Raw genomic sequence first — 25,672 nt, forward strand, 5'->3', positions numbered from 1 at the left:
ACCCATGTACGTTGCCGTCAAGGGCGGAGAGACCGCCATCATCAACAGCTACCGGCTGCTCGCAGCGCAGCGCCGGGGCGACGCCGCGCTGCCGGAGCTGTCGGTGCAGCAGATCCGCGCGCAGCTCAAGCTGGCCGTGGACCGCGTGATGACCGAGGGCTCGGTGTACGACCCCGAACTCGCGGCGCTGGCGATCAAGCAGGCTGCGGGTGATCTGGCCGAAGCCATCTTCCTGCTGCGCGCCTACCGCGCGACGCTGCCGCGCCTGGGCACTACCCGCCCGATCGACACCACGCGCATGGCGCTGGAGCGCCGCGTTTCGGCGACCTTCAAGGATTTGCCCGGCGGCCAGGTGCTGGGCCCGACCTACGACTACACGCAGCGCCTGCTGGACTTCACGCTGCTGGCGCAGGGCGAGACGCCGGCGCCAGCGCCGGACCGCGCGAGCAGCTTGTCCGAGGCCGCAACGCCCGTGCCGCGCGTGGTGGATCTGCTGAACCGGGAGGGCCTGATCGAAACCCGGCCTCTGCCCCCGGGCGACCCCGCGCCGCCGGATCTGACGCGCGAGCCGCTGCGCTTTCCCGCGCCGCGCGCGGCGCGCCTGCAGAATCTGGCGCGCGGCGACGAGGGCTTTTTGCTCGCCATGGCGTATTCCACCCAGCGCGGGTACGCGCACTCGCATCCGTTCGTGGGCGAGTTGCGCCTGGGAATGGTGGCGCTGGAGATCGAGCCCGAGGAACTGGGTTTTGCGCTCTCGATCGGCGACGTCGAGGTCACCGAATGCGAGATGGTGAACCAGTTCGCGGGCAGCAAGAGCGCGCCGCCGCAGTTCACGCGCGGCTATGGCCTGGCGTTCGGCCACAGCGAGCGCAAGGCCCTGGCGATGAGCCTGGTGGACCGCGCGCTGCGCGCCGACGAACTCGGCGAGCCGGTGGAGTCGCCCGCGCAAATGCAGGAGTTCGTTCTCGCGCACAGCGACAGCCTGGAGGCATCCGGTTTCGTGCAACACCTGAAACTGCCGCACTACGTGGACTTTCAGGCCGAACTGGAACTGGTGCGCAGGATGCGCGCGGCGCAACCCGACGCGGGAGACACGGCATGAACGTCCCCCACGAGCCCCTGGCCATGGACGGCCTGCCCGCTGACGCGCGGCGCGTCAGCGGCGATTTCAACTTCGCCTATCTGGACGAGCGCAGCAAGCGCATGATCCGCCGCGCGATCCTCAAGGCGGTGGCGATTCCGGGCTACCAGGTGCCCTTCGGATCGCGCGAGATGCCGCTGCCCTATGGCTGGGGCACCGGAGGAATTCAGGTCACGGCGGCGATCATCGGGCCGCAGGACCGCCTCAAGGTCATCGACCAGGGATCGGACGATACCGTCAATGCGGTGAACATCCGCCGCTTCTTCGAGCGCACCACGGCCGTGGAGACGACCACGCGCACGCGCGCAGCCACGCTGATCCAGACACGCCACCGCATTCCCGAAACCCCGCTCGCCGAGGGCCAGGTCATCGTCTACCAGGTGCCGGTGCCCGAACCCATGCAGCGCCTGGAGCCGCGCGAGACCGAGACGCGCACGCTGCACGGCCTTGCCGAATACGGCCTGATGCACGTCAAGCTGTACGAAGACATCGCGCGCCATGGGCATATCGCCACCACCTACGACTACCCGGTGCTGGTGAATGGCCGCTACGTGATGGCGCCGTCACCGATACCGAAGTTCGACAACCCGAAAATGCATATGAACCCCGCTTTGCAGCTCTTCGGCGCGGGCCGCGAGAAGCGCATCTACGCCGTTCCGCCCTACACGGCAGTGCAGAGCCTGGGCTTCGAGGACCACCCCTTCGAAGTCCAGCGCTGGGACGCCGTCTGCGCGCTGTGCGGCGCCAGCGACAGCTTTCTGGACGAGGTGATCACTGACGACCAGGGAACGCGCGTGCATATGTGCTCGGATTCCGACTACTGCCGGGACCGCCAGGAGCCCCCGGCCGGCAGCGGACACGCCGGAAAGGACGCGCCATGAGCGTCACCCTGCGCGAGGCCACGCAGGCCGACCTGGAAGCCGTGCTGGTGCTGTACGCGGAAATCGAAAGCGACCCGCAGGACCTGCTCAGCCCGCAGCAGGCGCAGGCCATCTGGGCGCAGTTCGCGCGCTACCCCAGCTACCGGCTGTGGGTGGCCTGCGACGCCACGGCGGCCGTGGTGGGCAGCTACGCGCTGCTGATCATGCACAACCTCGCACACCGGGGCGCGCCGTCGGCGATCGTCGAAGACGTGGTCGTCGCCGCCCACCGGCAGGGCCAGGGCATAGGCCGCCAGATGATGGCGCACGCCATGGAGTGCGCCCGCGAGGCCGGCTGCTATAAGCTGGCGCTCTCGTCCAACGCCAGGCGCACCGGCGCGCACGCCTTTTATGAATCGCTGGGCCTTGTGCGGCACGGCGTCAGCTTCGTCATGGACATCCCGCGATGACCCCCCCGACAAACGCTTCCGACGCACAGGCGCCGCTGCTGAGCGTGCGCAATCTGGCCAAGCGCTACGGCGAGCGCGTGGCGTTGCAGGACGCGTCCTTCGACCTGTGGCCCGGCGAGGTGCTCGCCGTGGTCGGCGAGTCCGGCTCGGGCAAGTCCACGCTGCTCGACGCGATCGCTGCGCGCAGCGTGCCCGACGCGGGAACGGTGCAGTTTCGCCTGCGCGCCGGCGCGCTGCAGGATGTCTTTGCCATGAGCGAAGCGCAGCGGCGCCTGCTGGCCCGCACCGACTGGGGCTTCGTGCACCAGAACCCGGCAGACGGCCTGCGCATGGACGTCTCCGCGGGCGCGAACGTGGGCGAACGGCTGATGGGATTGGGCGAGCGCCACTACGGCCGGCTGCGGGCCACGGCCATGGAATGGCTACAGCGGGTGGAGATCGACGCCGCGCGCGTTGACGACACGCCGCGCAGCTTCTCGGGCGGAATGCGCCAGCGCCTGCAGATCGCGCGCAATCTGGTGACGCGGCCGCGCCTGGTGTTCATGGACGAGCCCACCTCCGGCCTGGACGTTTCGGTGCAGGCGCGCCTGCTGGACATGCTGCGCCAGCTCACGCGGCAGATGCAGCTGGCCGCCGTCATCGTCACGCACGACTTGGCCGTCGCGCGCCTGCTGGCGCAGCGCATGCTGGTCATGCAGCGCGGCCGCGTGGTCGAGTCGGGACTCACCGACCAACTGCTCGACGACCCGCAACACCCCTACACCCAGCTCCTCGTCTCTTCGGTACTGCAACCATGACCGCGCCCATACTCCAGATGAAAGGGGTGTCCAAGCGCTTCACCCTGCACCACCAGAACGGCGTCGAGCTGCCCGTTCTCTGCGGCGTGGACCTGAGCGTTGCGCCCGGCGAATGCGTGGTGCTCGACGGCCCCTCGGGAATGGGCAAGAGCACACTGCTCAAGCTGATCTACGCCAACTACCGCGCCAGCGAAGGCAGCATCACGGTGCGCTCGGCGCAGGGCACGCCGATCGACGTGACGCAGGCCGCGCCGCGGACACTGGTGCAGTTGCGGCGCGACAGCATCGGCTACGTCAGCCAGTTCCTGCGCGTGATACCACGGGTGCCGGCGCTCGACGTGGTGGCCGAGCCGCTGACCGAAGAAACCGCCGGCGACGCGCAAGCGCAGGCCGCCGCGCGCGCGCAGGCACGTGCCTGGCTGAGCCGGCTGCGCATCCCCGAACGCCTGTGGCAGCTGCCGCCGGCGACCTTCTCGGGCGGGGAACAGCAGCGCGTGAACATCGCGCGCAACATGATCCGGCCCCGGCCACTGCTGCTGCTCGACGAGCCCACGGCGTCGCTGGACGCGGCCAACACCGAGACCGTGATCGCGCTCATCCGCGAAGCCGTGGCGCGCGGCGCAGCGCTGGTCGGCATCTTCCACGACGCGCACGTGGGCGCTGCGGTCGCCACCCGGCGCGTGAACGTGGGCGACTTCCGCGGGCCCGCGCGATGACCGCGACGCTCTTCAGAAACGCGCGCCTGGTGCTCCCGGGCGAGGTGCTGCTGGGCTGCCTGCGCACCGCTGGCGGGCGCATCGCCGCGCTCGATTGCGGCGCCACCGGCGCTCCGGGGGGAATGGACCTGGACGGCGACTACCTCCTGCCCGGTCTGGTGGAACTGCACACCGACAACTTCGAGCGCCACCTCATGCCCCGGCCCAAGGTGCACTGGGCCGAGATGCCCGCGCTGCTCGGGCACGACGCCGAGATCGCCGCCGCAGGAATCACCACCGTGTTCGACGCGCTCGGCGTCGGCGAGGCGGACACGGACAGCCTGCGCGGCGCCCCCTGGGACCGGGTGCTCGAGGCCATGGACACCGCCGGCGCGCGCGATCTGCTGCGCGCCGAGCACCACCTGCACGTGCGCTGCGAACTGCCGGCGCCCAACACCGTCGACCTGTTCGCGCCGTTCCACGGGCACCCGCGCCTGTCGCTGATCTCGCTCATGGACCACACGCCGGGCCAGCGCCAGTGGGAGAACCTGGCGCAGGCGCGCATCTACTACACCGGCAAGAAAGGCTGGAGCCACGAAAAATTCGAGCGCCAGGTGGCGCATTCCGCCACGCTGCAGGCGCAGTACGCGCAGCCGCACCGCGCGTACTTCGTGGACTACTGCCGAACCCACGGCATCGCGCTCGCGAGCCACGACGACACCACCGCCGCGCACGTGGCGCAGGCGCACGCGGAGGGCGCCGCGTTGTCGGAATTTCCGACCACCCTGGCGGCCGCCCGCGCCGCGCACGAGCGCGGCCTGCTCACCGTGATGGGCGGTCCGAACGTGGTGCGCGGCGGGTCGCACTCGGGCAATGTGGCGGCCGCCGAACTGGCGCGCGCGGGCCTGCTGGACATCCTCTCGTCGGACTACGTTCCCGGCAGCCTGCTGAGCGCCGTGATGCAGCTGGTGCAGGACCAGGTCCTGGCCCTGCACCAGGCCGTCGCCACCGTCACCTGCAACCCGGCCCGCGCCGCCGGCATGCCGGACCGCGGCGAACTGACCCCGGGCCTGCGCGCGGACCTGGTGCAGGTGCATATGGCCGAGCTGCCCGACGGCAATCGGCAGGCGGTGGTCCGCGGCGTCTGGCGCGAGGGACGGCGCGTGCTGTGATGCGCCCCGGGTCCGCCCGGAGCGCCGATGGCCCTTGGCAAGAAGCGGGGCCAAGCCCGAACACGCAGCTTGCACGCGCGGCAAGTTGCTCGATCTGCTCGTATTGCCGTAGCCCGGCTACGATTCAATCGTTCAAGCCAATGTTGCCATTTACTTGAATTAGTGCTAGAAATCGTAGCATGGCTACGATAGAGAGAACCAAACTAAATCACCTGTACACCCATTGGATACCGGGAACCCCGTTGACGTCAGAGGACCTGGCCACGCGGGGTATCTCCGCCGACCTCGCCGTCCACTACGCGCGCGCCGGCTGGCTCACTCGCCTGGCGCGCGGCGTGTACTGCCGCCCGAACGAAGTGCTGCAACTGCACCCCTGCCTGCTCTTGCTGGAACGAGCCGTCGATGGGCTGCATGTCGGCGGCAAGTCATCGCTCGACTGGTATGGGGTACGGCACTTCGTGCGACAGCAACCTGTCCTGGAGCTCTACGGCTGGACGGCGGCCAAACTGCCCGACTGGTTCACCGAACGCTTCCCGGCCGAATACCACCGCAAGCGCCTGTTCGACGAAGCGCCGAGCGCCCCGTTGCATGCCGGGCCACTCCAGAAGCGCAGCGGCGCGCCGCGGGTTTCGGCCCCCGAACGCGGGTTGCTGGAAGTACTCAGCGAGGTCGGCGTGCGACAGCCACTGCAAGAAGCGCGTGAACTGGCGGAGAGTGCGTACAGCATGCGCGCCGACGTGCTGCGCGAACTGCTGCAACACTGCACCAGCGTCAAGACCGTGCGCCTGTGCCTGCAACTGGGACGCGAACTCTCACTGCCCTGGGCGGCGAAGCTGGACCGCGCGCAACTGCCCACCGGCAGCGCGAGGGCCTGGGTATCCCGTTCGGCCAATGGGCTTTTGGTGCTCAAGCCATGAACCAGACGTACCTCGACACCGCCCGCCTGCTGATCCAGATCGCGCCCTTCGTCCTTGCAGACGGCACGTTCGCGCTCAAAGGCGGCACCGCGATCAATCTGTTCATTCGGGACATGCCACGGCTGTCGGTCGATCTGGATCTGGTCTTCCCCGACCACAGTCTGCCTCGCGACGCGGCACTCACATGCATCCACGCCGCCATACGGCAATCCGCGGAGCGCCTGAACGCGCGGGGGTTTCAGACGCACACGCTGGCAACGCCCGATGCCGGCGAAACCAAACTGCTGGTGCGACGCGGCAAGATCGAGGTCAAGGTCGAGGTGAACTTCGTGATGCGTGGCACCGTCCAGCCCGTGCGCACCGCGGCCCTGACGCCCGCAGCCCGCGACGCCTTGCTGGCTGAGCTGGAGATTCCGATGGTGTCGTTGGAGGATGTGTATGGCGGCAAACTCGTCGCAGCCATGGACCGCCAGCACCCCCGCGACCTGTTCGACGTGATGCAGTTGTTCGCGCATGAAGGCATCACCCCAGGCATCCGGCGCGCTTTCGTGGTCTACCTCGCCAGTCACAACCGGCCGGTCCATGAAGTCTTGTTCCCGGCCATGCGCGACATCGGTCAAGAGTACGAACGCAACTTCCGTGGCATGACCACCGAACCAGTGGAACTGGACGCGCTACTCGCCACGCGCGAGCGCATGGTTTGGGAACTGCAAAGCAGCCTCGATGTCAATGAGCGCAGCTTTCTGCTATCACTCGTCAACAGCCGCCCCGAATGGCCGTTGCTGGGCATCGCGCATGCCGAGCATCTGCCGGGCATCCGCTGGAAGCTGCAGAACTTGGCCCAACTGCAACGCAAGCGGCCGGAAAAATTTACCGAACAAGCCCAACTGCTGGCGCAGAGGCTGGAATAAGCCTATGACACCGGACCGATCGGCCTCACCGGCGCACCCTCTGCGCTACCCAAAGAAGGCCCGCCACGCGCTCATTCTGTGCTGCTATTTGCGGGGCTAAGTCAATCAGGTGGTTCTTGAGCGCGTAGTAGGTCAGATCGGCGTTTGACGACAGGCACATCTTTCTCATGAGTCGCCTGCGATAGGTGCTCACCGACTTCACGCTCAGCGACAGTGCCCGGGCGATGTCGCCCGCCGTCTTGCCCTGGGCCAGCTTGAGGAACACCTGAAACTCACGCTCCGACAATTGTGCGTGCAGCGGCGCGGCGTCCCTGCGCTTGAGCTCCCGGGCCAGCAGTTTGCTCACGGCCCGGGTCAGGTAGCGGCGGCCCAGCGCGATGGTGCGGATGGCCTCCACGATTTTCGAGGGATCGCATTCCTTGTTCAGGTAGCCGCTTGCCCCCTGGTGGATCAGAGGGACCGCATAGTGCGTCTCGGGGTAGCTGCTCAGGATGAGAGTGCCCATATTGGGTGCCTTGGCGCGCAACCTGGCGAGCACGTCGATCCCGCTGCGGCCGGGCATCGACAGGTCCATGAGCAGCACGTCGATTTCCTTGTTGCGACCAGGTCGATGGCTTCCCCGCCGCTCGCTGCCTCCCCTTGCACCCGCAGATCCAGATGCTCCGACAGAAACTGGCGCAGTCCGGAGCGGACGATCGCGTGGTCATCCACAATGCCGATCTTGATCATCGCGCCGTCTTTCCTTACCGTACGTATCGACCGGGAAGCGCTCCGGCTACTCCTGCACGGCCGGGGCCCATTCAAGCGGCCGGCCATTATCCGGAAATCAAGCGTATGCACCCCGAAGAAAACCCCCGGCGCTGGCTGTCCCGGGTGCGCAAGATGGCGCGGAGCCTGCCCATGGTGCTGCTCGCGGCCATGGCGGTGCTCGTGGGCATCAACGAGACGGGGCACTTGCGCTCTCAGGATGCGGTAGGGCAGATGGCCCTGGGCCGGAGCACGCACAGCGACGTGAGCACCTTGCTGCAAAGCATGCTCGACGCGGAGACGGGCCAGCGCGGCTATCTGCTCACCGGCGACGAGACCTATCTGACGCCCTACGACCTGGCCATCGCCACCGTGCAGACCAAGCTCGACCGGCTGCGCCAGCAGTTCGTGCACGCACCCGAAGACATGCAGGAGTTCGGACTGCTCTCGCAGCAGATAGCGTGCAAGCTCGCAGAGATGGAACTCAGCCTGCGTCTGCGCCGGCAGGGCAATATCGACGCCTGGAAGTTCATCCTGAACACGGACATGGGCAAGGAGTGCATGCAGGCGATCCACCAGCATGCGCTGGAACTGATCCAGCGCAGCGACCGGCGCGTGCAGAACGGCCAGCGGCAAATCGAACAGTCGCTCATGCTGTCGCGCATCGGCATTGCCACGGTCACCGTCATTGGCCTGCTCGCCTTTTCCATGTATCTGCGCCAGGCGCGGGCCCTGCAGGCGGTCAACCAGCGCGAGCAGGAATTGCTCGAACGCGAGCGGGACCGGCTCGAGGGACTGGTGCGCGAGCGCACCGCCACGCTGTCGGCGCTGGCGAACCACCTGCAGCAGGTGCGCGAGGAAGAGCGGGGGCATCTGGCGCGCGAACTGCACGACGAGCTGGGCGCCTTGCTGACCGCAGCCAAACTCGATGTGGCGCGCCTGAAATCCAAGATCGACGCGACGCCACCGGACGTTGCCGAGCGCCTCAGGCACCTGACCGAAACGCTCAACAGCGGCATCGCGCTCAAGCGCCGCATCATCGAAGACCTGCGCCCCTCGTCGCTGTCCAACCTGGGGCTGAGCGCCGCCATCGAGATCCTCACGCGCGAGTGCGCCGAGCGCGCGGGAATCGAGGTCGAGACCAGTCTGGAGAGCGTGCAACTGCCCGAAGCCACGCAGCTCACGGTATACCGGATGGTTCAGGAGGCCCTGACGAACATCGGCAAGTACGCCAAGGCCCGCAGGGTGCTCGTTTCGGTGCATTCCCATCCCCGCCACGTGGCAGTGCAGGTGCGCGACGACGGCCTGGGGTTCGACCCCGTCAGCGTGCGCCCCAACTCGCACGGTCTGGCGGGCATGCGGCATCGCGTCGAGGCCGCAGGCGGTCGCCTGTCCATCGCCTCGCGCCCCGGCGGGGGCACCTTGGTCTCTGCGATATTGCCGCTGGAATACACTCCCGGCACCCCGCCTGCGCTCCAGGGCGTCTGATGCGTTGCCCGGGGTCGCAGTCCATGGAGATCGTTGATGCAAAGAATGAACCACGAGCCGGCCACCGGGTGCAGACCCGGATCGGGCCTGGCATTTTCTCTGGCCCTGCTGCTGGCCGTATCCGCGATCCCTGCCCACGCCGGGCGGCGGACCGCGCTTCGCGCACCCGAGCCGGGCGTACTTTGCGACCGCTATGTGTGCGCCAACGACCAGGGAATCTCGCGCAGCCTTACCGAAAAATACCTCGGCAAAAAAACCGCGACGAAACTGTTCTCACAGGGCGATTTCGACCTGACCGAGTTCACTTTCGCAAATGGCATTTTCTGCGACACCAAGGAGCGGCTGTGCCGCAGAGATCGGTACTACGGCGCGGACGGCAAACGCAGCGGGGCCGTGTCCGGGAAATACACCAGAAAGCTGTTTGGCCCGTGATTCGTGCCGACGCCGCAGCGGCGATCAAATGCGCTTGAAAACCAGCGTTCCGTTGGTGCCGCCAAAACCGAAGTTGTTTTTCACGGCCACATCGATTCTCATGTCGCGCGCGGTGTTTGCGCAGTAGTCCAGATCGCACTCCGGGTCCTGCTGCAACAGGTTGATGGTGGGCGGCACCTTCTGCTCGTGCAGCGCCAATACCGTGAACACACTTTCAATTCCGCCCGCACCGCCGAGCAAATGGCCCGTCATGGACTTGGTCGAACTGATGACGGTGCTGTAGGCGTGCGCGCCCAGGGCGGCCTTGATGGCATGCGTTTCGTTGAGGTCGCCCAGGGGCGTGGACGTGCCGTGGGCGTTCAGATAATCGACGTCAGCGGCATTCATTTCGGCGTTGCGCAGTGCGCCCAGCATGGCGCGGCGCGGGCCGTCCATGCTCGGGGCCGTCATGTGGCCGGCGTCGGCGCTCATGCCGAAACCACATAGTTCGGCGTAGATCCGCGCGCCGCGGGCCTTTGCGTGCGCGTACTCTTCGAGCACCAGCACGCCGGCGCCTTCCCCGAGCACGAAACCGTCGCGCTCCCTGTCCCAGGGGCGCGAAGCAGTCTGCGGGTCGGCGTTGCGCGTGGACAGGGCGCGCATCGCAGCGAAGCCGCCAATGCCCAGCGGAGAGACCGTGGACTCGGCCCCCCCGGCGAGCGCCACATCCGCGTCCCCGTACTCGATCATGCGGCCCGCCACCCCGATGCAGTGCAACCCCGTGGTACAGGCGGTCACCACGGCGAGGTTCGGCCCCTTGAAGCCAAAGCGCATGGATACGTGGCCCGCCACCATGTTGATGATCGACGCAGGAACGAAGAACGGCGTGATGCGCCGTGGCCCGCGCTGTATCAGTTCCACATGGGTGTTTTCGATCAACGGCAGGCCGCCGATTCCCGAGCCGATCACGCAGGCGATGCGCGTCGCGAGTTCCTCACCGAGCGCATCCCCCGTGGGCAGACCGGCGTCCTGCACGGCCTGCTCGGCGGCCGCAATGCCAAAATGGATGAAAGTGTCCATCGCGCGCGCGTCCTTGGCGCGGATGTACGAATCCAGGTCGAACCCCTTGACCTCGCCCGCGATCTTGCAGGCAAAGTTCGACGCGTCGAACTTGCTGATCAGGCCAATGCCGGATTTTCCGGCCAAGATATTGGCCCAGGAATCGGCCACCGTATTGCCCACGGGGCTGACGCAACCCAGACCGGTCACGACGACGCGACGACGGCTCATGCGTAAAAAAACCTTTTGCTGGATCGCCCGAATCGGGTCGTGCGACGCCCCTCAAGCCTTCTGATGGCTGTTGGCGTAATCGATGGCGCTTTGTACCGTGGTGATCTTCTCGGCGTCTTCGTCCGGGATCTCGATTCCGAATTCGTCTTCCAGCGCCATCACCAGTTCCACGGCGTCGAGCGAGTCGGCACCGAGGTCGGCCACGAAAACCTTTTCATTTGTGACCTGGGACTCCTCCACGCCGAGTTGATCGGCAATGATTTTCTTGACGCGTACTTCGATATCGCTCATGGTTTCCCTCTGGGGATGGTGAATGAATCCGCGATTCTAGCCGCTTGGGAGCCCTGCCCGACAGCCCACCACCCGGATGAATCCGTGCCAATTCCATCGATTACATGTACATACCCCCATTGACATGCAGTTCCTGCCCCGTCACGTAGCCGGCCTCGCGCGAGGCCAGGTAGACGACGGCGTGCGCGATGTCCGCGGGCTGGCCCAGATGCCCCAATGCGATCCGCGCGCGCAGCGCCTTTTGCTGCTCCTCGGGCAGGCTGGCCGTCATGTCGGTCTCGATGAAACCCGGGGCCACGCAGTTCACCGTGATTCCGCGGCTGCCCAGTTCGCGCGCCAGCGCCCGGGTCATCCCCGCGACGCCGGCCTTGGCCGCCGCGTAGTTCGCCTGCCCCGGGTTGCCCGACGCCCCGACCACGCTGGTGATGCTGATGATGCGCCCGAAGCGCTGCTTCATCATGGGCCGCATGGCAGCGCGGCTCACGCGGAAAACCGCCTTCAGGTCGGTGTCCAGCACCGCGTCCCAGTCCGCGTCCTTCATGCGCATGGCCAGGGCGTCGCGCGTGATTCCGGCATTGTTCACCAGCACCTGCAAACCGCCCTGCTGCCGCACGATGGAGTCGATCAGCGCCTCGATCGCCGCGCCATCGTTCACGTTCAGCTGCGCCCCCCGACAGCCCGGGCGGGCCGCCAGCGCCTGGCCGATGCGCTCGGCGCCTGCGTCCGTGGTGGCCGTTCCGACGACCCGGTACCCCTGCGCCGCAAGCTCCATGGCAATCGCCGCGCCAATGCCGCGCGACGCGCCCGTGACCAGCGCCACGGGCGCCGCAGATGTGGATTCCGTCATGTCAACAATTCCCGGGTTTCGGCCAGCGTGGCCGGGTCGAACAACGCAGCGCCGCACAATGCCGGGTCGATGCGCCGGGTCAGGCCCGTGAGCACCTTGCCGGGACCCATTTCAACGAGGTGGCTGGCGCCGCGCGCCTGGAGCGCGCGCACGCATTCCACCCAGCGCACGGGGCGAAACGCCTGGCGGTAGAGCGCGTCGCGTATGGCCTGCGCATCCTGCTGCACGGCCACGTCCACGTTGTTCACCACGGCAATCTGCGGCGGCGCGAGCGCGACGTCGGCCAGCGCCAGGCGCAGTTTCTCGGCGGCAGGCCGCATCAGGCTGGAATGAAAGGGCGCAGACACCGGCAGCGGCAGGGCACGCTTGGCGCCTGCGGCCCTGAGGATTTCGCAAGCCCGGTCCACACCGGCCCGGGTGCCGGCGATCACGGTCTGGACGGGGTCGTTGAAGTTCACCGCCTCGACCACTTCGGGCGTGCCGGCGCCAAACGACGCCAGCGCCTCGGCGCATCCGGCGATGACCCGGGACGCATCCAGACCCAAAATGGCCGCCATGGCGCCGGCGCCAAGCGGCACGGCCGCCTGCATGGCCGCGGCCCGCAGGCGCACCAGGGGCACGGCCTGCGCCAGCGTCAGCACACCGGCGGCGACCAGCGCCGAATACTCGCCCAGCGAATGCCCGGCAACGGCCAGCGGCGCGGCGCCCCCCTCGGAACACCAGACGCGCCACGCCGCCACCCCCGCCACCAGCATCACGGGCTGGGTGTTGGTGGTGCGTGCGAGCGCCTCCTTGGGCCCCTCCTGGATCAGCCGGCCGAGATCCTCACCCAGGGCATCCGACGCCTCGCGCAGGGTCTGCGTGACCGCCGGGTGCGCGCCCCAGCCATCGAGCATTCCCACGGCCTGCGAGCCCTGCCCTGGAAAAACACATGCAAAAGACTTCATGAAGCATCCAAAAATACAAAACCACTGCGCAGGCCTGTTGCATTCAGCGCCACAAGCTATAGCTTCAGGAGCACAGCGCCCCAGGTGAAGCCGCCGCCAACAGCTTCGAGCAGCAGGGTCTGGCCCTTGCACACCTGGCCCGTGTGCACCGCATGGTCGAGCGCCAGCGGAATCGACGCTGCCGACGTGTTCCCGTGCTGATCGACCGTGACCACCACCTTGTCCATGCGCATCCTCAGCTTGCGCGCCGTGCCCTGCATGATGCGGATGTTCGCCTGGTGCGGAATCAGCCAGTCAACGTCCGCCTGCGTCAGGCCGGCCTTGGCCAATACCGCGTGCGCCGCCTTCTCGAGAACGCCCACCGCGAGCTTGAAAACGGCCTGCCCGTCCATTCTGAGCAGCGGGTCCCCGAGCACCTGACCGCCCGCTACGTTGCCGGGCACGCAGAGGATGTCGACATACCGGCCGTCGGCGCAGAGTTCACTCGAGAGGATTCCCGGCACCTTGGACGCCTCGAGCACCACGGCGCCTGCGCCGTCGCCGAACAGCACGCAGGTCGTGCGGTCATTGAAGTCCACGATGCGGCTGAAGACTTCGGCGCCAACGACCAGCGCGCGCTTGGCCGCGCCGCTGCGGATCATCGCGTCCGCGATCGATAACGCATAAATGAAGCCGGTGCACACGGCCTGCACGTCAAATGCCGGGCAGCCATTCGCGCCGAGCTTGTTTTGCAGGATGCAGGCCATCGCGGGGAACACCATGTCGGGCGTGGACGTGGCGACGATGATCAGATCGATGTCCGCCGGCTGTAGCCCGGCCGCCTGCAGGGCCTTGCGCGCTGCCTCCACCCCCAGGTCGCTGCTGTTCACCTCGGGCGCGGCAAAGTGGCGTGCGTGGATTCCGGTGCGCTCGACGATCCAGGCGTCGGAAGTCTCGATTCCGCGCCGACCCAGTTCGGCTACCAGGTCGGCGTTCGTCAACCGGCGGGGGGGCAGATAGCTGCCGGTGCCGGTAATGCGGGAGTAGCGTCTCATCGATGTGTCGTCGCCGCAATGCCCGTCTTGGGCTGGGCATCCGCAGGAGCCAGAAGCGGCGCGGCATGCGCAATCCGGATCCGGACACGGTCGAGCAGGTTGTTGCGGGCCGCATCATACGCCCGGATCAGGGCCTGCTCGAAGGCCATGGCGTCGGCCGATCCATGGCTCTTGAAGACCAGTCCGCGCAGCCCCAGCAGCGCGGCGCCGTTGTAGCGGCGGTAGTCCATGCGCTGCATGAACGCCTTGAGCACCGGGTAGGCGATCAACGCCGCCATCTTGGTGAAGATATGGCGCGAAAACTCGGCTTTGAGCGCAGCAACGATCATCGACGCAATGCCTTCGCTGGCCTTGAGCGCCACATTGCCTATGAAGCCATCGCACACCACGATGTCCACGGTGCCCTTGAATATGTCGTTCCCCTCGACATTCCCATAAAAATTCAACTCCCCCGAATTCGCAGCGGATCGCAGCAATTCAGCGGCTTTCTTGATGACTTCGCTGCCTTTGATGACTTCCTCGCCAATATTCAGCAGCCCCACCGTGGGCTCGCCCCCCTCCTTGAGCGCAGACACCAGGGCAGAGCCCATGACCGCGAACTGCAGCAAATGCTCGGCCGAGCAGTCCACGTTCGCCCCCAGGTCGAGCACGGTTGTCGCGCCTCCCCGGGAATTGGGCATCTGGGTGGCAATTGCGGGGCGGTCAATGCCGTCGAGCGTCTTCAGAAGGTAGCGCGCAATCGCCATCAGCGCGCCGGTGTTGCCCGCGGAGACTGCGGCGGATGCAGCCCCGTCCCGGACCTGGAGGATGGCCACGCGCATCGACGAATCCTTCTTCTTGCGCAGGGCCACCTCCACCGGATCGTCCATCGCCACCACCTCGGACGCGGGAACGATGACGGCACGCTCGTGCGCAAACCCCTGCAGGCTTTGCTCCAGGCCGACGAGCAGCAAACGTGCTTGCGGGTGATGGTCGAGAAACTGGCGGCACGCCACGAGCGTGACACGGGGGCCATGGTCGCCCCCCATGCAATCGACTGCCAATGTGATCATGGGCGACTCGTACGGCCTGCGAAGCAGGGAAAAAGATGCATTCGGCGCTCAAAACAAAGGCCCGCGCTACAACCGGGGTAGCAACAGGCCTCGGGGTGGGGTGGGAGCCATGTCATGCCCGGGATGAAACGCCCCCAGGAAATGCCACCGGCGGCCCGAAGAAGCCGATTACGCGTTGTTCGCTGACCCGGTACACGCCCGTTTCATGCTTGGCGTGACAGGGCGCGCGCTCAGGAGGCTTCGGAGCGGTTTTTCAGCACCTGGCGGCCGCGGTAGAAGCCGTTCGGGCTGATGTGGTGCCGCAGATGCGTTTCCCCCGTGGTGGGCTCCACCGCCATACCGGGCACGCTCAGGGCATTGTGCGAACGGTGCATTCCGCGCTTGGAAGGGGATTTTTTGTTTTGCTGAACGGCCATGGTGGATCCTGATTCTGAATGGGTTGGTAAGACGCGATCGACTCAGACCCGCAGGGGCTGCGCGCGAAACCGCAGATTATAAGCAAGCGGACCGGGAGCGCAGAGAATCTGCGGGCGCTTCTTCGGGATTGCGCAAACCGGCCCCGGCCGGGCAACCTGGGTCTATGGCCTATGTTCCCATCCGAAACTTGCGCAGGTCCGCGAGCGCGGCAAAGGGGTTGGGTTTCTCCGCCAGGGCCGCGTCGAAATCGTCGTCCGGGAAGGCCTGCGCAACGGGGCGCGGGCACTCGTCGTGCTTTGGTACTGCGGGCAGCGCCATGAGCAGTTCGTCCTCGATCAGCGCGCGCAGGTCGAACTCACGGCTCATGGCGAGCAGGTCTTCCTCGCAGCTATCGTCCAGGGCCTCGGCAGTGGCCTCGTCCGCGACGAAGCGAAACCTGCGGCCCACCTCCAGCGGCACGTCCACGGTCGTCAGGCAGCGCTGGCATTCCATGGGAAAGCCAGCGCGCACCTGCAGACGCAGCCACACCTGCGCCGCGCCGTCGGCGATCTGGCGCATTTCGCCAACGGCCTCCCAATCCACCCGGAGGTCCGGGTGCAGCCCCTTGGCCTCCTGCGCCAAGCGTTCGTATTTCAACAGCGAATCCTGGCCCGCCAACCGCCCGCCCGCCTGCGCGAAGGCTTTCACGTGGAGTCGCTGAGGGGAGAAATCCTTGGTCATGGCGGCAGTGTAAGAGAATCGCTGCATGCATCAATCCCCTGCCCGGCCGCGTTCCCTGGTTTTGGGATCGACCTCGCGCTACCGGCGCGAAGCGCTCGAGCGCCTGAAACTGCGTTTCGAGGTCGCAGCCCCGGACGTGGACGAGACCCCGCAGCCCGCAGAAGCCCCACGCGCCCTGGCCCTGCGCCTGGCCCTGGCCAAGGCGCGCGCCGTGGCGCAGCAGCACCCCGAGGCGCTGGTGATCGGCGCGGACCAGGTCGCCGACTTGGCCGGCGAGCCCCTGGGCAAGCCGATCCGGCACGAACACGCCGTGCAACAACTGCGCCGGATGCGCGGTCAGACCGTGGTGTTTCACACAGCGGTTTCCCTGGTATGCTTGGCCACCGGCTTCGAGCAGGTGGACCTGGCCCCCGTGGAGGTGCGGTTCCGCCCCCTGTCCGACGATGAAATCGAGCGCTACCTGCGCGCCGAACAACCTTACGACTGCGCAGGCAGCGCCAAGAGCGAGGGACTGGGCATCGCGCTGCTGGACGCCATCCAAAGCGACGACCCGAGCGCCCTCGTCGGCCTGCCCCTGATACGCACCTGCCGCATGCTGCGCGCCGCCGGGGTGCCACTGCCATGAACGCCGGCACCGCCGGCGCAGGCACCCTGTACCTGGTTCCCGCCCCGCTCGATTTTGGCTGCGCCACGCAGGCTCCGCTGCAGGACGTGCTGCCCGCCGCCACCTTGCAGACTGCGGCCCGGCTCGGGCACTGGCTGTGCGAGAACGCAAAGAGCGCACGCGCCTACCTCAAGCGCGTCGATTCCCTCCACCCCCTGAGCACCCCGCTGCAGCAACAGCAGATCACGGAACTGCCGCGCGCAGTGCACAAGAAGGGCGACCATGGCGACAGCGGCGCCGCCCGGTTCGACGCCCGCCCGCTGCTCGCGGCCGCTCTGACCGGCAACGACATCGGCCTGCTCAGCGAAGCCGGCATGCCCGCGGTGGCCGACCCGGGCGCTGGCGTGGTGCGCGCCGCACACGCGCTTGGCCTGCGCGTGGCGCCGCTGGTAGGGCCCGTGTCGCTGCTGCTGGCCCTGGCCGCCAGCGGCCTGAACGGGCAGCACTTCGCCTTCGTGGGCTACCTGCCGCAGGACGCGCAGGCGCGCGCTCAGCGCATCAAGGAGTTGGAAGGCGTCGCGCTCAGAACGGACCAGACCCAGATTTTCATCGAGACCCCGTACCGCAACGCCGCCCTGTGGCAGGCGCTGCTGCAAACGCTGCAAGCCCACACGCGCCTGGCGCTGGCGCACGGGCTGACGCTGCCGGATGCACACATCCAGAGCCGCTTGGTGCGCGAATGGCGCGGGCAGGCCGCGCCCCCCGACAACCGCACCCCCGCCGTGTTTGCGCTGGGCCGCTGAAAAATCGCCGGGGTAACACACGGAATGCAGCGGGATGCCGCAGCGCAGGGCTATTATTCTGCGCATGACCCAAGACCTCTTCCGCCAGGACGCGTATCTGCGCGAATGCAGCGCCCGCATCACCGCCGTCACCGATGCCGGGGCCATCGTGCTCGACCGCAGCGTGTTCTACCCGCAGAGCGGCGGCCAGGCCGGTGACAGCGGCGTGTTGGTGCTGGCCGACGGCAGCAGCGTCGCCATCGCCGACACCCGCAAGGGCAAGGACGCCGACGGCCATGCCACCCATGACATCGTGCATATCCCCGCCCCGGCGCAGCAAGACGAGCGCGCGGCGCAATGGCTGCCCGGCACCGCGGTCACCGCACGCATCCACTGGGAGCGCCGCCACCGCATGATGCGCTTGCACAGCACCACGCACCTGCTGTGCCATCTGGTGCCCCATCTGGTCAACGGCTGTTCGATCACGCCCGACTACGCCAGGCTGGACTTCGCGATGACCGACCCGCTAGACAAGGAGACCCTGAGCGCCGGCATCGCCGCGCTCGTGGCCGCCGCGCATCCGCTCAGCGTGGGCTCGATCAGCGACGAGGAACTCGACGCCAACCCCGCACTGGTCAAAAGCATGAGCGTGCAGCCCCCGCGCGGCACGGGGCGTATCCGCACCATCCGCATCGGCGGGCACAGTGCATCCGCTGCGCTGATCGACCTGCAACCCTGTGGCGGAACGCACGTGGCCAACACCGCCGAGATCGGCGCCGTGGTGGTCACCAAGATCGAAAAAAAGAGCGCCACCACCCGCCGGGTGATACTGGGCTTTGCCCCGTGAGTCCCGCGAGCGCAGGCAATCCCCCTGGTGCGGTCGTGCCCAAGGGCGCGGAATCGAACCCGGGCCCTTGATGCGTTGGCTCATCCGGGGTCCGATCCGCGCAGCGGGGCCGGATGGCAGCCGTTCGAACTTCAGACACCCTTTTCACACAGGCATCCATCATGGCGACATCCACTATGGTTCCACGCATCGAGAACCTGAAGGTGCAGAATTTTCGGGCGCTCAAGGACATTGAACTCAAGAACATCACACCGCTGACTGTTTTGCTGGGCCCCAACGGCAGCGGAAAGTCCACGCTGTTCGACGTGTTCAACTTCCTGTCGGAATGCTTTCAGAGCGGCCTGCGCCAAGCCTGGGATCGCCGTGGCCGCGGCAAGGAGTTGAAAACACGCGGCTCGGAGGGCCCCGTGGTCATTGAGCTCCAATATCGGGAGCGACCCGAGACGCCCCTGATCACCTACCACCTGTCCATCGACGAGACCCCCAAAGGTCCGGTCGTCGTGGCCGAGGAATGGCTGGCGTGGGTGCGCGGTGAGCGCGGGCGACCCTTCAAATTTCTGGAGTATCACCGCGGCGCGGGCAGCGTCATCAGCGGCGAACACCCCGATAAGAAAGACCAACGCCAGGAAGTCCCCTTGCGCGCGCCCGATCTGATTGCCGTGAACACCCTGGGGCAAATCGCCCAGCACCCCCGCGTGGCTGCCTTGCGTGACTTCATTACCGACTGGTATGTGTCTTACCTGTCGGTGGACAGCACGCGTGCGCAACCTGAATCAGGGCCGCAGAACCGGCTGTCCAAAACCGGCGACAACCTGCCCAATGTCATCCAATACCTCATGGAAAGCCATAAGGATCAGTTCGATCGGATCATGCAGGTGTTGCGCGCGCGCATTCCGAGGCTGGAGCGCATCGACGCATCGCCAATGCCCGATGGCCGCCTGCTGCTGCAGGTCAAGGATGCGCCCTTTGAGCAGCCCGTGCTGTCGAAGTTCGCCTCCGACGGCACGCTCAAGATGCTGGCCTACCTGACGGTGCTCTACGACCCGACCCCCCCGCAGTTCATCGGCATTGAGGAGCCCGAGAACTTTCTGCACCCGCGGCTATTGCCCGAGTTGGGCGAAGAATGCCACCGGGCCGCCGAGCGGACACAGTTGCTGGTCACCACGCATTCCCCGTTCTTCCTGAACAGTTGCCGCCCACAGGAAGTGCGCATCCTGTACCGGGACGAGCAGGGCTTCACACAGGTGCGTACCGCCAGCGACATTCAGGGAATTGCAGATTTCATGGACGCCGGGGCATCGCTGGGACATCTGTGGATGGAAGGCCATTTCGGCATGAGCGACCCGTTGCGCAATCAAGGCGCGCCATGTTCCTTGGTCGGCACGGCACCGGGTGCAAAAAGGTCTCGCCGTGGCGATTGATACCTTGCATGTGCTGGTGGAAGAGCCTTCCATGGAGGTCACGCTGCAACAGTTGCTCCCCTGCATGCTGCGCCAGGGCATAAAGGCCGAGATACGCCAGTTCCAGTGCAAGAACGACCTGCTCAAACAACTTCCTCAGCGGTTGGCGGGCTACGCCCAGTGGCTGCCCGAGACGGCCATGGTGCTGGTCATTGTGGATCGGGACAATGACGACTGCTTGGAACTCAAGGCACGGCTGGAGCAATCGGCTCACGCAGCGGGACTGGGCACCCGGAAGGCCCCCAGGAACGGGAAATTTCAGGTCATCAACCGCATTGCCATCGAAGAATTGGAAGCCTGGTTTTTTGGCGACTGGGCTGCCGTCAAAGCGGCCTATCCCAAGGTAGATGCCGGGGTGTCAAAAAAACCCTGCTGTCGCAGCCCCGATGCCATTCAGCGCGGCACCTGGGAAGCGATGGAGCGTGAATTGCAGAAAAAGGCTTATTTCAAACAAGGCCTGCGCAAATTGGAGTTGGCTCAATCGGTGGCCAAGCACATGGATATTTCCAAGAACTGCTCACCCAGCTTTCCGTGCCTGAGGGACGCATTGGCCCAGTTGTGAAACACCGGTTTCCCTTGGGGAAATGGCGTTTCACAACCTTGTCCGTTAAACAAGGCTTTCGCTTGACGGAACAACGCCGGGATAGCACCGAACCCCCACCGAGTCCCCACCGAGTCCCCTCGGTGCTTTGGATCGGCGCCTGTCAACCGTGCCTCCGCGCTCTTTTTGAAAAAAACAGACAAATCGGCACGGCCATCCCCATGCTCAGCACCCCGATGGCCGCGAAACCCCCGCTTTGCGCCACCGGGGCCCCCACCATCAGCAACAGGCCAAAGAGCAGTGGAGCGCCCGCGTTGACACCACGAAACGCCAGCGTGACGCGCGCGCCCCAGAGCGCCGATTCTTGTCTTGTCGTCAGCCGCTCGAAAATTCCCTGCCGAATCCGGATTCGGGACAGGTTGAACCCGAACCCTATCGCAAAAGCGAGGCCTATGGATGGAAGCATTTCGACGGACCGAATAAGCAGCGCGTCACCGAGCACCACGGCAAAGCAGGCCGCATGACCAAGGTATTCCCGCTCCGAAAAGCGCACGAACGTGGCCAAGAGCGCGCCAACCCCTGCCGCGGCACTCACGAAACCATAATCTGCCGCAGACATTCCGGGTCGGCTTTCGAAAATCAGCGGGACAAAGAAATTGAAACCGCTGAGCTGGATCGCCAAAAATGCCATCCCCGTGAGCAATAGCCACAGCGGGCGGTCTGCCCCATGCCGCTGCGCCGGCTTTTCTGCCAGGGGGACGCCGGATTTTTCCGGGGCTTCTTCATCCATGCGGATCGATGCTGCGGAAAACAAGAGCAGCAGGCTGCTGGCAAAACTGGCGGCGATCCCGAAAAACACCAATCCCGTTCCCGAGCGCGCAATCAAAATGCCGGCCAGCGCGTTTCCGACAAAAACGCCGCACTGCAGGGCCGTTTGCGAGAGCCGCGCCGAAGTCCCGGCGTCGAGCATTCCCGCGACGGTCAATTGCCCCATCAGGGTCTCTATGCATTGCTGGCTGATGAAGCTGATGCATGTCAGTCCGGCAGCGACTGCAATCAGGGTACCCAGGTCCGATGAACCCCCTGCCATTCCCACCCAAATGGTCGCCACCGCTCCCGCGATTCTGGGCCCGATGATCATGCGCAAGGGATGCTGCTCCACCGCCCGGCGCATCGGCGGGAACAGTAGCTGCGCCAAAAACGGCACAATATTCATGATGCACAGGACGACCCCGATAAAGAGAGGCGACTGGCCCATGCGGGCACTGGTCCAGAGCAGCGTCACGGTGATCATGCCCTCGCCGACCATGGTCAGGGACAGCAGGGTCACGAAAATCGCAAGAGGGGCTTTCCGCATCCTGGCCATCAGGCAATCTCCCACAGGGCAGCAGAACGCTCCAACTCCCTGATGCGCCGTATGTCGGCTTCCAGCGCTTCCGGATCATCGTGCGACAGTTCGAAAAGGGCCGGGCAGGTGACCAAGTCAACGGTTCTTGATATTCTGTTGCCCGGAGCCACGAACCACTTTTCCCGCACAAAAGAGGCCAGGGACCGGATCGCCTCGGCTCCCGGCGTGGCCACCAAGGTACCAGCGCGGTCAGAAATCAAAAACGCAATGCATGCGGTTTTCCTCCGGATAATCCGAAGCGTTTCTCCGATGCATGATTCCGGCAGATACGAGTCGATGATGGCGTCGATGAACGAAGGAGAAAAATTGGCGTCAATCACCGACGCACCCATGCCGCCGTGGGCCCGCGCCGCGATTTCCACCAGCAGCGGACCGCTTGCCGTCAGCATGACCTCGATATGAACCGGCCCCACACGCACGCCGACGGCCCTGGCCACGGCCTCACAGTAGGAGCGCATTCTGGCGTCAAGCGCGGGATCGTCCGGTGCGAAAAAGTCTATCCTGTCATACACCATCGCGCCGTCCCGGTTGATTTTGCGGTATTTGCCGATCGCAAAAACGGTCAGCACCTGGTTCGAGACGACGCCATCGACCGTGTATTCATCGCCCACCATGAACTCCTGAACCAGCACACCGCAGGTGTTTTTCCCGTACTTGTCGACTCCGTCCAGGATTGTCGATGCATGCCGCGCGAGCGCGTCCCGTGGGCGTTGTTGCATAAATCCCGAACCACAAGCGTGCTGATGTTTGTGCGCACAACGGCGATGCAAGCAGCAAGCGCTGCTGTCAGTCGCGACACGGACCAGGTACATTTCCGACCTTTTGCCAGAGAACATGCGCAGAGACACCAGCCAACGAACCGAGCCCAAGGCGACCTACCGTGTCAAGAACTGGGCGCAGTACAACGCCGGACTGATTGCCAGAGGAGATATCGAGGTGTGGATCGACAAGAACCTTCTGAGGCCCGCACCGGCTGCGGATGTCTGCAGGCGCGGACGTCCGATCATCTACCCGGATGCCGTTATCCAAGGCTTGCTCAGTCTCAAGCAGGTGTTTGATCTGCCGCTGCGTGCGCTGCAAGGATTCGCTCGAAGCCTGCGCCAGCTTGCCTTCCCGGATCTGCCGGTACCCAACTACACAACCTTGAGCCGCCGCGCGCAAAGCCTGCAAGTCGTCTTGCCCGCGCTGCGCCCGAGCGAGCCACTGCACTTGGCCGTTGACAGCACAGGCCTCAAACTCTACGGCGAGGGCGAATGGAAGGTGCGCACACACGGTTGGTCCAAGCGCCGCACCTGGCGCAAGGTCCATCTGGCGATGGACACAAAGACCGGCCAGATTTGCGCGGCGTTGATGACCCACCAAGAGATGGGCGACAGCGAGGCCCTGACCGATTTGCTTGAGCAGATTCCGTCCGAAACGCCGATTGGCATCGTCGGCGGCGATGGCGCCTACGACACCAAAGCGTGCCACGCGCAGATTGCCGCACGCGATGCGACGCCCTCGATTCCCCCGCGCGAAGGCGCCATGCCCTGGCCGCAGGCCACGCCGGGCGCAACTTGGCGCAATGCGGCCATTGACGAGATCGCAAAGAGCAGCCGACGCGAATGGAAAAAAGCCAGCGGCTACCACAAGCGCTCGCTGGTGGAGAACCTGATGTACCGTCTGAAGACGCTGACCAGCCATTTCCTGTGGGCACGCACGATTGGCTCGCAGGCCACCGAGGTTGCCATCCGTGCGGGCGTGCTCAATCGCATGGCCTCTCTGGCTCGCCCGCAGTCCGCACGCCTCACCTGAATTAGTGTTCCTGGGGAGGTACATCTTCGAAGGTCGATTTATGCAACAACGCCCGTCCCGTGCCTCGCAGACCCGAACCAGATCGCTTCCGGAACTGGCCTCGGGCTTGACGACCACCGGGTACCCTGTCGCCTCGGCCCAGGCGATGCAATCCGCAAGGCAGCCGCAGCGCGCCTGGCGGCACAGCGCAATTCCGGCCTCTCTGACCGCCTGGGCCATCGCGGTTTTGTTCCGGCGCCACGCGGTCGTTTCCGGATCGTTGCCCGCCAACCCAAACCGCGCCGCGAGTTCCTCGGCAAGGCATACGCCACTCTCGGCGCCGGGAATGATGGCGTCATAAGCGTCCCGCGCGATCAGCGCATCAAAGTCCTTATCCGTGCATGCGCGCGACCAGCTAACATCCATCCCGGAAGATTCCGCAGACGCCGAGAAAATCGCAGCGCACAAGAAACCGCGCTCCAGCGCCCGCTGGGCAATAAAATGACCGGCCGACGTTGGATCAACAATGGCGACCGTGATGTTTGTATTCATGGATGGCGCTTTCACGTTCTTTCTCTGTACAAAAGCAGCATCCTATCTGAAATGGAGCCAAACGATGCCGGTAAATTCTGCCAATCTGACCACCAAAACGGACCGATCGAGAAAAATCCTCTTTGTCGGCTACGACGATCTGACCCTGCTCGACTTGGCCGGGCCGATGCAGGCCTTTGATGCGGTGAATGTTCTGCGCCGCACGATGGGCAAACCACCTGCTTATGCGATCCGATTGCTTGCCAGCGAATCGGGCCGGCTACGAACGGACGTCGGCGTCCCTGTCGAAGCGGGCGCGTGGCAGGAGGAGACCGGAGATGATCCCCATCTGGTGGTGGTCCCGGGGGGACCCGGCGTATGGAATCCGCAGACCCAGGCCACGGTCAGCGCGTATTTGCGATCACAACCGGAAACTGCCGAGATCGCAGCCGTGTGTATTGGCGCCTTTCTGCTGGGACACGCCGGCCTGCTTGACGGAAAACGGGTAGTCACCCATTGGCGCTACTGCCGGAAGCTGCAAACGGATTTTCCGAACGCATATGTCGATGCCGACCCGATCTTTATCCATGATGGAAATATCTGGACCTCGGCGGGAGTGACTGCGGGAATCGATCTGGCCCTGGCCATTATTGAAAGAGACCATGGTCATTCCCTGGCGGCAGACGTCGCACGTGGTCTGGTCGTATTTCTCAAACGCCCGGGCGGGCAATCGCAATACAGCAAATTGCTTGAGGCACAATCGGCCGTGGCCGACGGCAAACTATCCGACCTGCATGCATGGATTGCGGACAACCTGCACCGTCCATTATCGGTGGAAACGCTTGCCGCACAGGCTGGAATGTCCCTGCGAAGTTTCGCAAGATACTACGTTGAGAAAACCGGCGTCACACCAAGGCGGGCCATAGAGAATCTGCGTGTGGATACCGCGCAACGCATGTTGCTTGACTACCCGCAACTGAGTTTGAAGCGCATCTCGGACAAATGCGGCTTTGCTGACGATGAGCGCATGCGGCGCACCTTTATCCGGCATTTTGGTATGCCGCCATCCGAGCTGCGCCAGCGTTTTGCATCGAGCGCTGCGGGTTGATTGGACGTTTGGGCGGTTCAGCGATTTGGGTGAACTTGGTCAGCGCACCTTGCAGCGGCAAGATGGTGAGCGAAGGCGGGCGGCTGCGGCTGGGCCTTGAGATCACCGATGGCGGGCAGTTCGACGCCGATGGCAAGGCCCGCGGCGCCATCACCAGACAGCCGCCCGGGTCGGTCCCCCTCGGGGAGGGGCGGAGGCGCTCCCGTTGGGCCGTAAACAGCGCGTGCGGCCGCGGTCACATGGAGCCGCGCGACCCCGCCTGGATCACACGCACGCCGCCAGGGTTAACGCTTATTGTTATGGGTTTGCCCGGATGGTCACATCCGGATGCAGGCCGATACTGCACATTCGGGTCTGGCCTGGGTGCCAAGCTCGGGCTTTCTGCGTTTCCGTTTCCCCCCCAAGTCCACA

27 protein-coding genes and 1 pseudogene are annotated in these 25,672 nt (G+C 65.4%); 17 read left to right on the plus strand and 11 right to left on the minus strand.

Features of this window, described 5'->3' with window-relative positions:
• The first annotated feature begins 4 nt into the window (after nucleotides 1-4).
• The 8 genes from D5041_RS19590 (at nucleotide 5) to D5041_RS19625 (ending at nucleotide 6,963) form a co-directional block, all read left to right on the plus strand.
• Nucleotides 5-1,102 (plus strand): carbon-phosphorus lyase complex subunit, encoded by a 1,098-nt coding sequence (locus D5041_RS19590; RefSeq protein WP_265285537.1) that lies wholly within the window; start codon nucleotides 5-7, stop codon nucleotides 1,100-1,102.
• A complete protein-coding gene (locus D5041_RS19595; RefSeq protein ID WP_321162180.1) occupies nucleotides 1,099-2,022 on the plus strand; it encodes an alpha-D-ribose 1-methylphosphonate 5-phosphate C-P-lyase PhnJ in 924 nt (307 codons plus the stop codon). The genes D5041_RS19590 and D5041_RS19595 overlap by 4 nt, the downstream gene beginning before the upstream one ends.
• Nucleotides 2,019-2,471, plus strand: a complete 453-nt coding sequence (locus tag D5041_RS19600; RefSeq protein ID WP_265259119.1) for a GNAT family N-acetyltransferase — start codon at nucleotides 2,019-2,021, stop codon at nucleotides 2,469-2,471. The genes D5041_RS19595 and D5041_RS19600 overlap by 4 nt, the downstream gene beginning before the upstream one ends.
• Nucleotides 2,468-3,268 carry a phosphonate C-P lyase system protein PhnK gene (gene phnK, locus D5041_RS19605; protein ID WP_010106472.1) on the plus strand — a complete coding sequence of 267 codons (801 nt, stop codon included), beginning with the start codon at nucleotides 2,468-2,470 and terminating at the stop codon, nucleotides 3,266-3,268. The genes D5041_RS19600 and phnK overlap by 4 nt, the downstream gene beginning before the upstream one ends.
• Nucleotides 3,265-3,984 (plus strand): phosphonate C-P lyase system protein PhnL, encoded by a 720-nt coding sequence (gene phnL / locus D5041_RS19610; RefSeq protein ID WP_265285538.1) that lies wholly within the window; start codon nucleotides 3,265-3,267, stop codon nucleotides 3,982-3,984. Before phnK ends, phnL begins: the two co-directional genes overlap by 4 nt.
• A complete protein-coding gene (locus tag D5041_RS19615; RefSeq protein ID WP_265285539.1) occupies nucleotides 3,981-5,135 on the plus strand; it encodes an alpha-D-ribose 1-methylphosphonate 5-triphosphate diphosphatase in 1,155 nt (384 codons plus the stop codon). Before phnL ends, D5041_RS19615 begins: the two co-directional genes overlap by 4 nt.
• A gap of 179 nt (nucleotides 5,136-5,314) precedes the next feature.
• Entirely contained in the window at nucleotides 5,315-6,052 is a 738-nt protein-coding gene (locus D5041_RS19620; protein WP_265259121.1) for a type IV toxin-antitoxin system AbiEi family antitoxin domain-containing protein, read from the plus strand.
• Entirely contained in the window at nucleotides 6,049-6,963 is a 915-nt protein-coding gene (locus D5041_RS19625) for a nucleotidyl transferase AbiEii/AbiGii toxin family protein (RefSeq protein WP_010106481.1), read from the plus strand. The genes D5041_RS19620 and D5041_RS19625 overlap by 4 nt, the downstream gene beginning before the upstream one ends.
• 100 nt (nucleotides 6,964-7,063) lie before the next feature.
• Here D5041_RS19625 and D5041_RS19630 read toward each other — a convergent pair.
• A pseudogene (locus tag D5041_RS19630) lies at nucleotides 7,064-7,692 on the minus strand (response regulator transcription factor); the annotation flags it as partial.
• A gap of 105 nt (nucleotides 7,693-7,797) precedes the next feature.
• Between D5041_RS19630 and D5041_RS19635 the strand changes: the two are divergent.
• Nucleotides 7,798-9,198 carry a sensor histidine kinase gene (locus D5041_RS19635; RefSeq protein ID WP_265285540.1) on the plus strand — a complete coding sequence of 467 codons (1,401 nt, stop codon included), beginning with the start codon at nucleotides 7,798-7,800 and terminating at the stop codon, nucleotides 9,196-9,198.
• A gap of 45 nt (nucleotides 9,199-9,243) precedes the next feature.
• Nucleotides 9,244-9,630: a YcgJ family protein gene (locus D5041_RS19640; RefSeq protein ID WP_265285767.1), complete on the plus strand. Its 387-nt coding sequence runs from the start codon at nucleotides 9,244-9,246 to the stop codon at nucleotides 9,628-9,630.
• 24 nt (nucleotides 9,631-9,654) lie between these two features.
• On the opposite strand, the gene fabF is transcribed toward D5041_RS19640, so the two are convergent.
• From fabF to D5041_RS19680, 8 genes are all read right to left on the minus strand, one after another.
• Complete coding sequence (fabF, locus tag D5041_RS19645; RefSeq protein ID WP_265259123.1) at nucleotides 9,655-10,899, minus strand: beta-ketoacyl-ACP synthase II; 1,245 nt, start codon at nucleotides 10,897-10,899, stop codon at nucleotides 9,655-9,657.
• Between the two features lie 51 nt (nucleotides 10,900-10,950).
• A complete protein-coding gene (gene acpP / locus D5041_RS19650) occupies nucleotides 10,951-11,190 on the minus strand; it encodes an acyl carrier protein (protein WP_010106486.1) in 240 nt (79 codons plus the stop codon).
• Nucleotides 11,191-11,290: 100 nt separating this feature from the next.
• Complete coding sequence (gene fabG, locus D5041_RS19655; protein ID WP_265285541.1) at nucleotides 11,291-12,037, minus strand: 3-oxoacyl-ACP reductase FabG; 747 nt, start codon at nucleotides 12,035-12,037, stop codon at nucleotides 11,291-11,293.
• Nucleotides 12,034-12,984: an ACP S-malonyltransferase gene (gene fabD, locus D5041_RS19660; RefSeq protein WP_265285542.1), complete on the minus strand. Its 951-nt coding sequence runs from the start codon at nucleotides 12,982-12,984 to the stop codon at nucleotides 12,034-12,036. The genes fabG and fabD overlap by 4 nt, the downstream gene beginning before the upstream one ends.
• Nucleotides 12,985-13,040: 56 nt before the next feature.
• On the minus strand, nucleotides 13,041-14,018 hold the full coding sequence (locus tag D5041_RS19665; protein ID WP_010104208.1) for a beta-ketoacyl-ACP synthase III: 978 nt from the start codon (nucleotides 14,016-14,018) through the stop codon (nucleotides 13,041-13,043).
• The gene (gene plsX / locus D5041_RS19670; RefSeq protein WP_265285543.1) at nucleotides 14,015-15,070 is read right to left on the minus strand and encodes a phosphate acyltransferase PlsX; all 1,056 of its coding nucleotides are present in this window, start codon (nucleotides 15,068-15,070) and stop codon (nucleotides 14,015-14,017) included. The genes D5041_RS19665 and plsX overlap by 4 nt, the downstream gene beginning before the upstream one ends.
• Before the next feature lie 230 nt (nucleotides 15,071-15,300).
• Nucleotides 15,301-15,486: a 50S ribosomal protein L32 gene (rpmF, locus tag D5041_RS19675; RefSeq protein ID WP_010104212.1), complete on the minus strand. Its 186-nt coding sequence runs from the start codon at nucleotides 15,484-15,486 to the stop codon at nucleotides 15,301-15,303.
• A gap of 169 nt (nucleotides 15,487-15,655) precedes the next feature.
• Entirely contained in the window at nucleotides 15,656-16,207 is a 552-nt protein-coding gene (locus D5041_RS19680) for a YceD family protein (RefSeq protein WP_265259127.1), read from the minus strand.
• 25 nt (nucleotides 16,208-16,232) lie between these two features.
• On the opposite strand from D5041_RS19680, the gene D5041_RS19685 reads away from it, so the two are divergent.
• The 5 genes from D5041_RS19685 to D5041_RS19705 all read left to right on the plus strand — a co-directional run bounded on the left by D5041_RS19685 (nucleotide 16,233) and on the right by D5041_RS19705 (nucleotide 20,462).
• On the plus strand, nucleotides 16,233-16,832 hold the full coding sequence (locus D5041_RS19685) for a Maf family nucleotide pyrophosphatase (RefSeq protein WP_010104214.1): 600 nt from the start codon (nucleotides 16,233-16,235) through the stop codon (nucleotides 16,830-16,832).
• Nucleotides 16,829-17,614, plus strand: coding sequence for an SAM-dependent methyltransferase (locus tag D5041_RS19690; RefSeq protein WP_265259128.1), 786 nt, complete (start codon nucleotides 16,829-16,831; stop codon nucleotides 17,612-17,614). Before D5041_RS19685 ends, D5041_RS19690 begins: the two co-directional genes overlap by 4 nt.
• Nucleotides 17,615-17,678: 64 nt before the next feature.
• Nucleotides 17,679-18,440: an alanyl-tRNA editing protein gene (locus D5041_RS19695; protein WP_010104218.1), complete on the plus strand. Its 762-nt coding sequence runs from the start codon at nucleotides 17,679-17,681 to the stop codon at nucleotides 18,438-18,440.
• Nucleotides 18,441-18,601: 161 nt separating this feature from the next.
• Nucleotides 18,602-19,861, plus strand: a complete 1,260-nt coding sequence (locus tag D5041_RS19700; RefSeq protein ID WP_265285544.1) for an AAA family ATPase — start codon at nucleotides 18,602-18,604, stop codon at nucleotides 19,859-19,861.
• Nucleotides 19,851-20,462 (plus strand): DUF4276 family protein, encoded by a 612-nt coding sequence (locus D5041_RS19705; protein WP_265285545.1) that lies wholly within the window; start codon nucleotides 19,851-19,853, stop codon nucleotides 20,460-20,462. Before D5041_RS19700 ends, D5041_RS19705 begins: the two co-directional genes overlap by 11 nt.
• A 142-nt stretch (nucleotides 20,463-20,604) precedes the next feature.
• Here D5041_RS19705 and D5041_RS19710 read toward each other — a convergent pair whose 3' ends face one another.
• Nucleotides 20,605-21,771: an MFS transporter gene (locus tag D5041_RS19710; protein ID WP_265282880.1), complete on the minus strand. Its 1,167-nt coding sequence runs from the start codon at nucleotides 21,769-21,771 to the stop codon at nucleotides 20,605-20,607.
• A 35-nt stretch (nucleotides 21,772-21,806) separates the two neighbouring features.
• Nucleotides 21,807-22,568 (minus strand): ATP-grasp domain-containing protein, encoded by a 762-nt coding sequence (locus D5041_RS19715; RefSeq protein ID WP_265285546.1) that lies wholly within the window; start codon nucleotides 22,566-22,568, stop codon nucleotides 21,807-21,809.
• 115 nt (nucleotides 22,569-22,683) lie between these two features.
• On the opposite strand from D5041_RS19715, the gene D5041_RS19720 reads away from it, so the two are divergent.
• Entirely contained in the window at nucleotides 22,684-23,643 is a 960-nt protein-coding gene (locus D5041_RS19720; RefSeq protein WP_265284258.1) for an IS5 family transposase, read from the plus strand.
• A gap of 505 nt (nucleotides 23,644-24,148) precedes the next feature.
• Nucleotides 24,149-25,261, plus strand: coding sequence for a GlxA family transcriptional regulator (locus D5041_RS19725; RefSeq protein ID WP_265285547.1), 1,113 nt, complete (start codon nucleotides 24,149-24,151; stop codon nucleotides 25,259-25,261).
• The last annotated feature ends 411 nt before the right edge of the window (nucleotides 25,262-25,672 follow it).

This window comes from Verminephrobacter aporrectodeae subsp. tuberculatae, assembly GCF_026127385.1.
In the GTDB taxonomy this organism is placed as follows: Bacteria; Pseudomonadota; Gammaproteobacteria; order Burkholderiales; family Burkholderiaceae_C; genus Acidovorax; species Acidovorax aporrectodeae.

Bases quoted from the DNA above. Each gene is read 5' to 3' on its own strand.
- rpmF (WP_010104212.1), bottom strand. From the start codon at position 15,486: ATGGCCGTTCAGCAAAACAAAAAATCCCCTTCCAAGCGCGGAATGCAC.
- D5041_RS19665 (WP_010104208.1), bottom strand. From the start codon at position 14,018: ATGAGACGCTACTCCCGCATTACCGGCACCGGCAGCTATCTGCCCCCC.
- D5041_RS19595 (WP_321162180.1), top strand. From the start codon at position 1,099: ATGAACGTCCCCCACGAGCCCCTGGCCATGGACGGCCTGCCCGCTGAC.
- plsX (WP_265285543.1), bottom strand. From the start codon at position 15,070: ATGATCACATTGGCAGTCGATTGCATGGGGGGCGACCATGGCCCCCGT.
- D5041_RS19625 (WP_010106481.1), top strand. From the start codon at position 6,049: ATGAACCAGACGTACCTCGACACCGCCCGCCTGCTGATCCAGATCGCG.
- phnL (WP_265285538.1), top strand. From the start codon at position 3,265: ATGACCGCGCCCATACTCCAGATGAAAGGGGTGTCCAAGCGCTTCACC.
- D5041_RS19720 (WP_265284258.1), top strand. From the start codon at position 22,684: ATGCGCAGAGACACCAGCCAACGAACCGAGCCCAAGGCGACCTACCGT.
- D5041_RS19725 (WP_265285547.1), top strand. From the start codon at position 24,149: ATGGCGACCGTGATGTTTGTATTCATGGATGGCGCTTTCACGTTCTTT.
- fabG (WP_265285541.1), bottom strand. From the start codon at position 12,037: ATGACGGAATCCACATCTGCGGCGCCCGTGGCGCTGGTCACGGGCGCG.
- fabF (WP_265259123.1), bottom strand. From the start codon at position 10,899: ATGAGCCGTCGTCGCGTCGTCGTGACCGGTCTGGGTTGCGTCAGCCCC.
- D5041_RS19690 (WP_265259128.1), top strand. From the start codon at position 16,829: ATGAACGCCGGCACCGCCGGCGCAGGCACCCTGTACCTGGTTCCCGCC.
- D5041_RS19700 (WP_265285544.1), top strand. From the start codon at position 18,602: ATGGCGACATCCACTATGGTTCCACGCATCGAGAACCTGAAGGTGCAG.
- acpP (WP_010106486.1), bottom strand. From the start codon at position 11,190: ATGAGCGATATCGAAGTACGCGTCAAGAAAATCATTGCCGATCAACTC.
- D5041_RS19600 (WP_265259119.1), top strand. From the start codon at position 2,019: ATGAGCGTCACCCTGCGCGAGGCCACGCAGGCCGACCTGGAAGCCGTG.
- fabD (WP_265285542.1), bottom strand. From the start codon at position 12,984: ATGAAGTCTTTTGCATGTGTTTTTCCAGGGCAGGGCTCGCAGGCCGTG.
- D5041_RS19680 (WP_265259127.1), bottom strand. From the start codon at position 16,207: ATGACCAAGGATTTCTCCCCTCAGCGACTCCACGTGAAAGCCTTCGCG.
- D5041_RS19620 (WP_265259121.1), top strand. From the start codon at position 5,315: ATGGCTACGATAGAGAGAACCAAACTAAATCACCTGTACACCCATTGG.
- D5041_RS19635 (WP_265285540.1), top strand. From the start codon at position 7,798: ATGCACCCCGAAGAAAACCCCCGGCGCTGGCTGTCCCGGGTGCGCAAG.
- D5041_RS19615 (WP_265285539.1), top strand. From the start codon at position 3,981: ATGACCGCGACGCTCTTCAGAAACGCGCGCCTGGTGCTCCCGGGCGAG.
- D5041_RS19685 (WP_010104214.1), top strand. From the start codon at position 16,233: ATGCATCAATCCCCTGCCCGGCCGCGTTCCCTGGTTTTGGGATCGACC.
- D5041_RS19695 (WP_010104218.1), top strand. From the start codon at position 17,679: ATGACCCAAGACCTCTTCCGCCAGGACGCGTATCTGCGCGAATGCAGC.
- D5041_RS19640 (WP_265285767.1), top strand. From the start codon at position 9,244: ATGAACCACGAGCCGGCCACCGGGTGCAGACCCGGATCGGGCCTGGCA.
- D5041_RS19715 (WP_265285546.1), bottom strand. From the start codon at position 22,568: ATGCAACAACGCCCACGGGACGCGCTCGCGCGGCATGCATCGACAATC.
- phnK (WP_010106472.1), top strand. From the start codon at position 2,468: ATGACCCCCCCGACAAACGCTTCCGACGCACAGGCGCCGCTGCTGAGC.
- D5041_RS19590 (WP_265285537.1), top strand. From the start codon at position 5: ATGTACGTTGCCGTCAAGGGCGGAGAGACCGCCATCATCAACAGCTAC.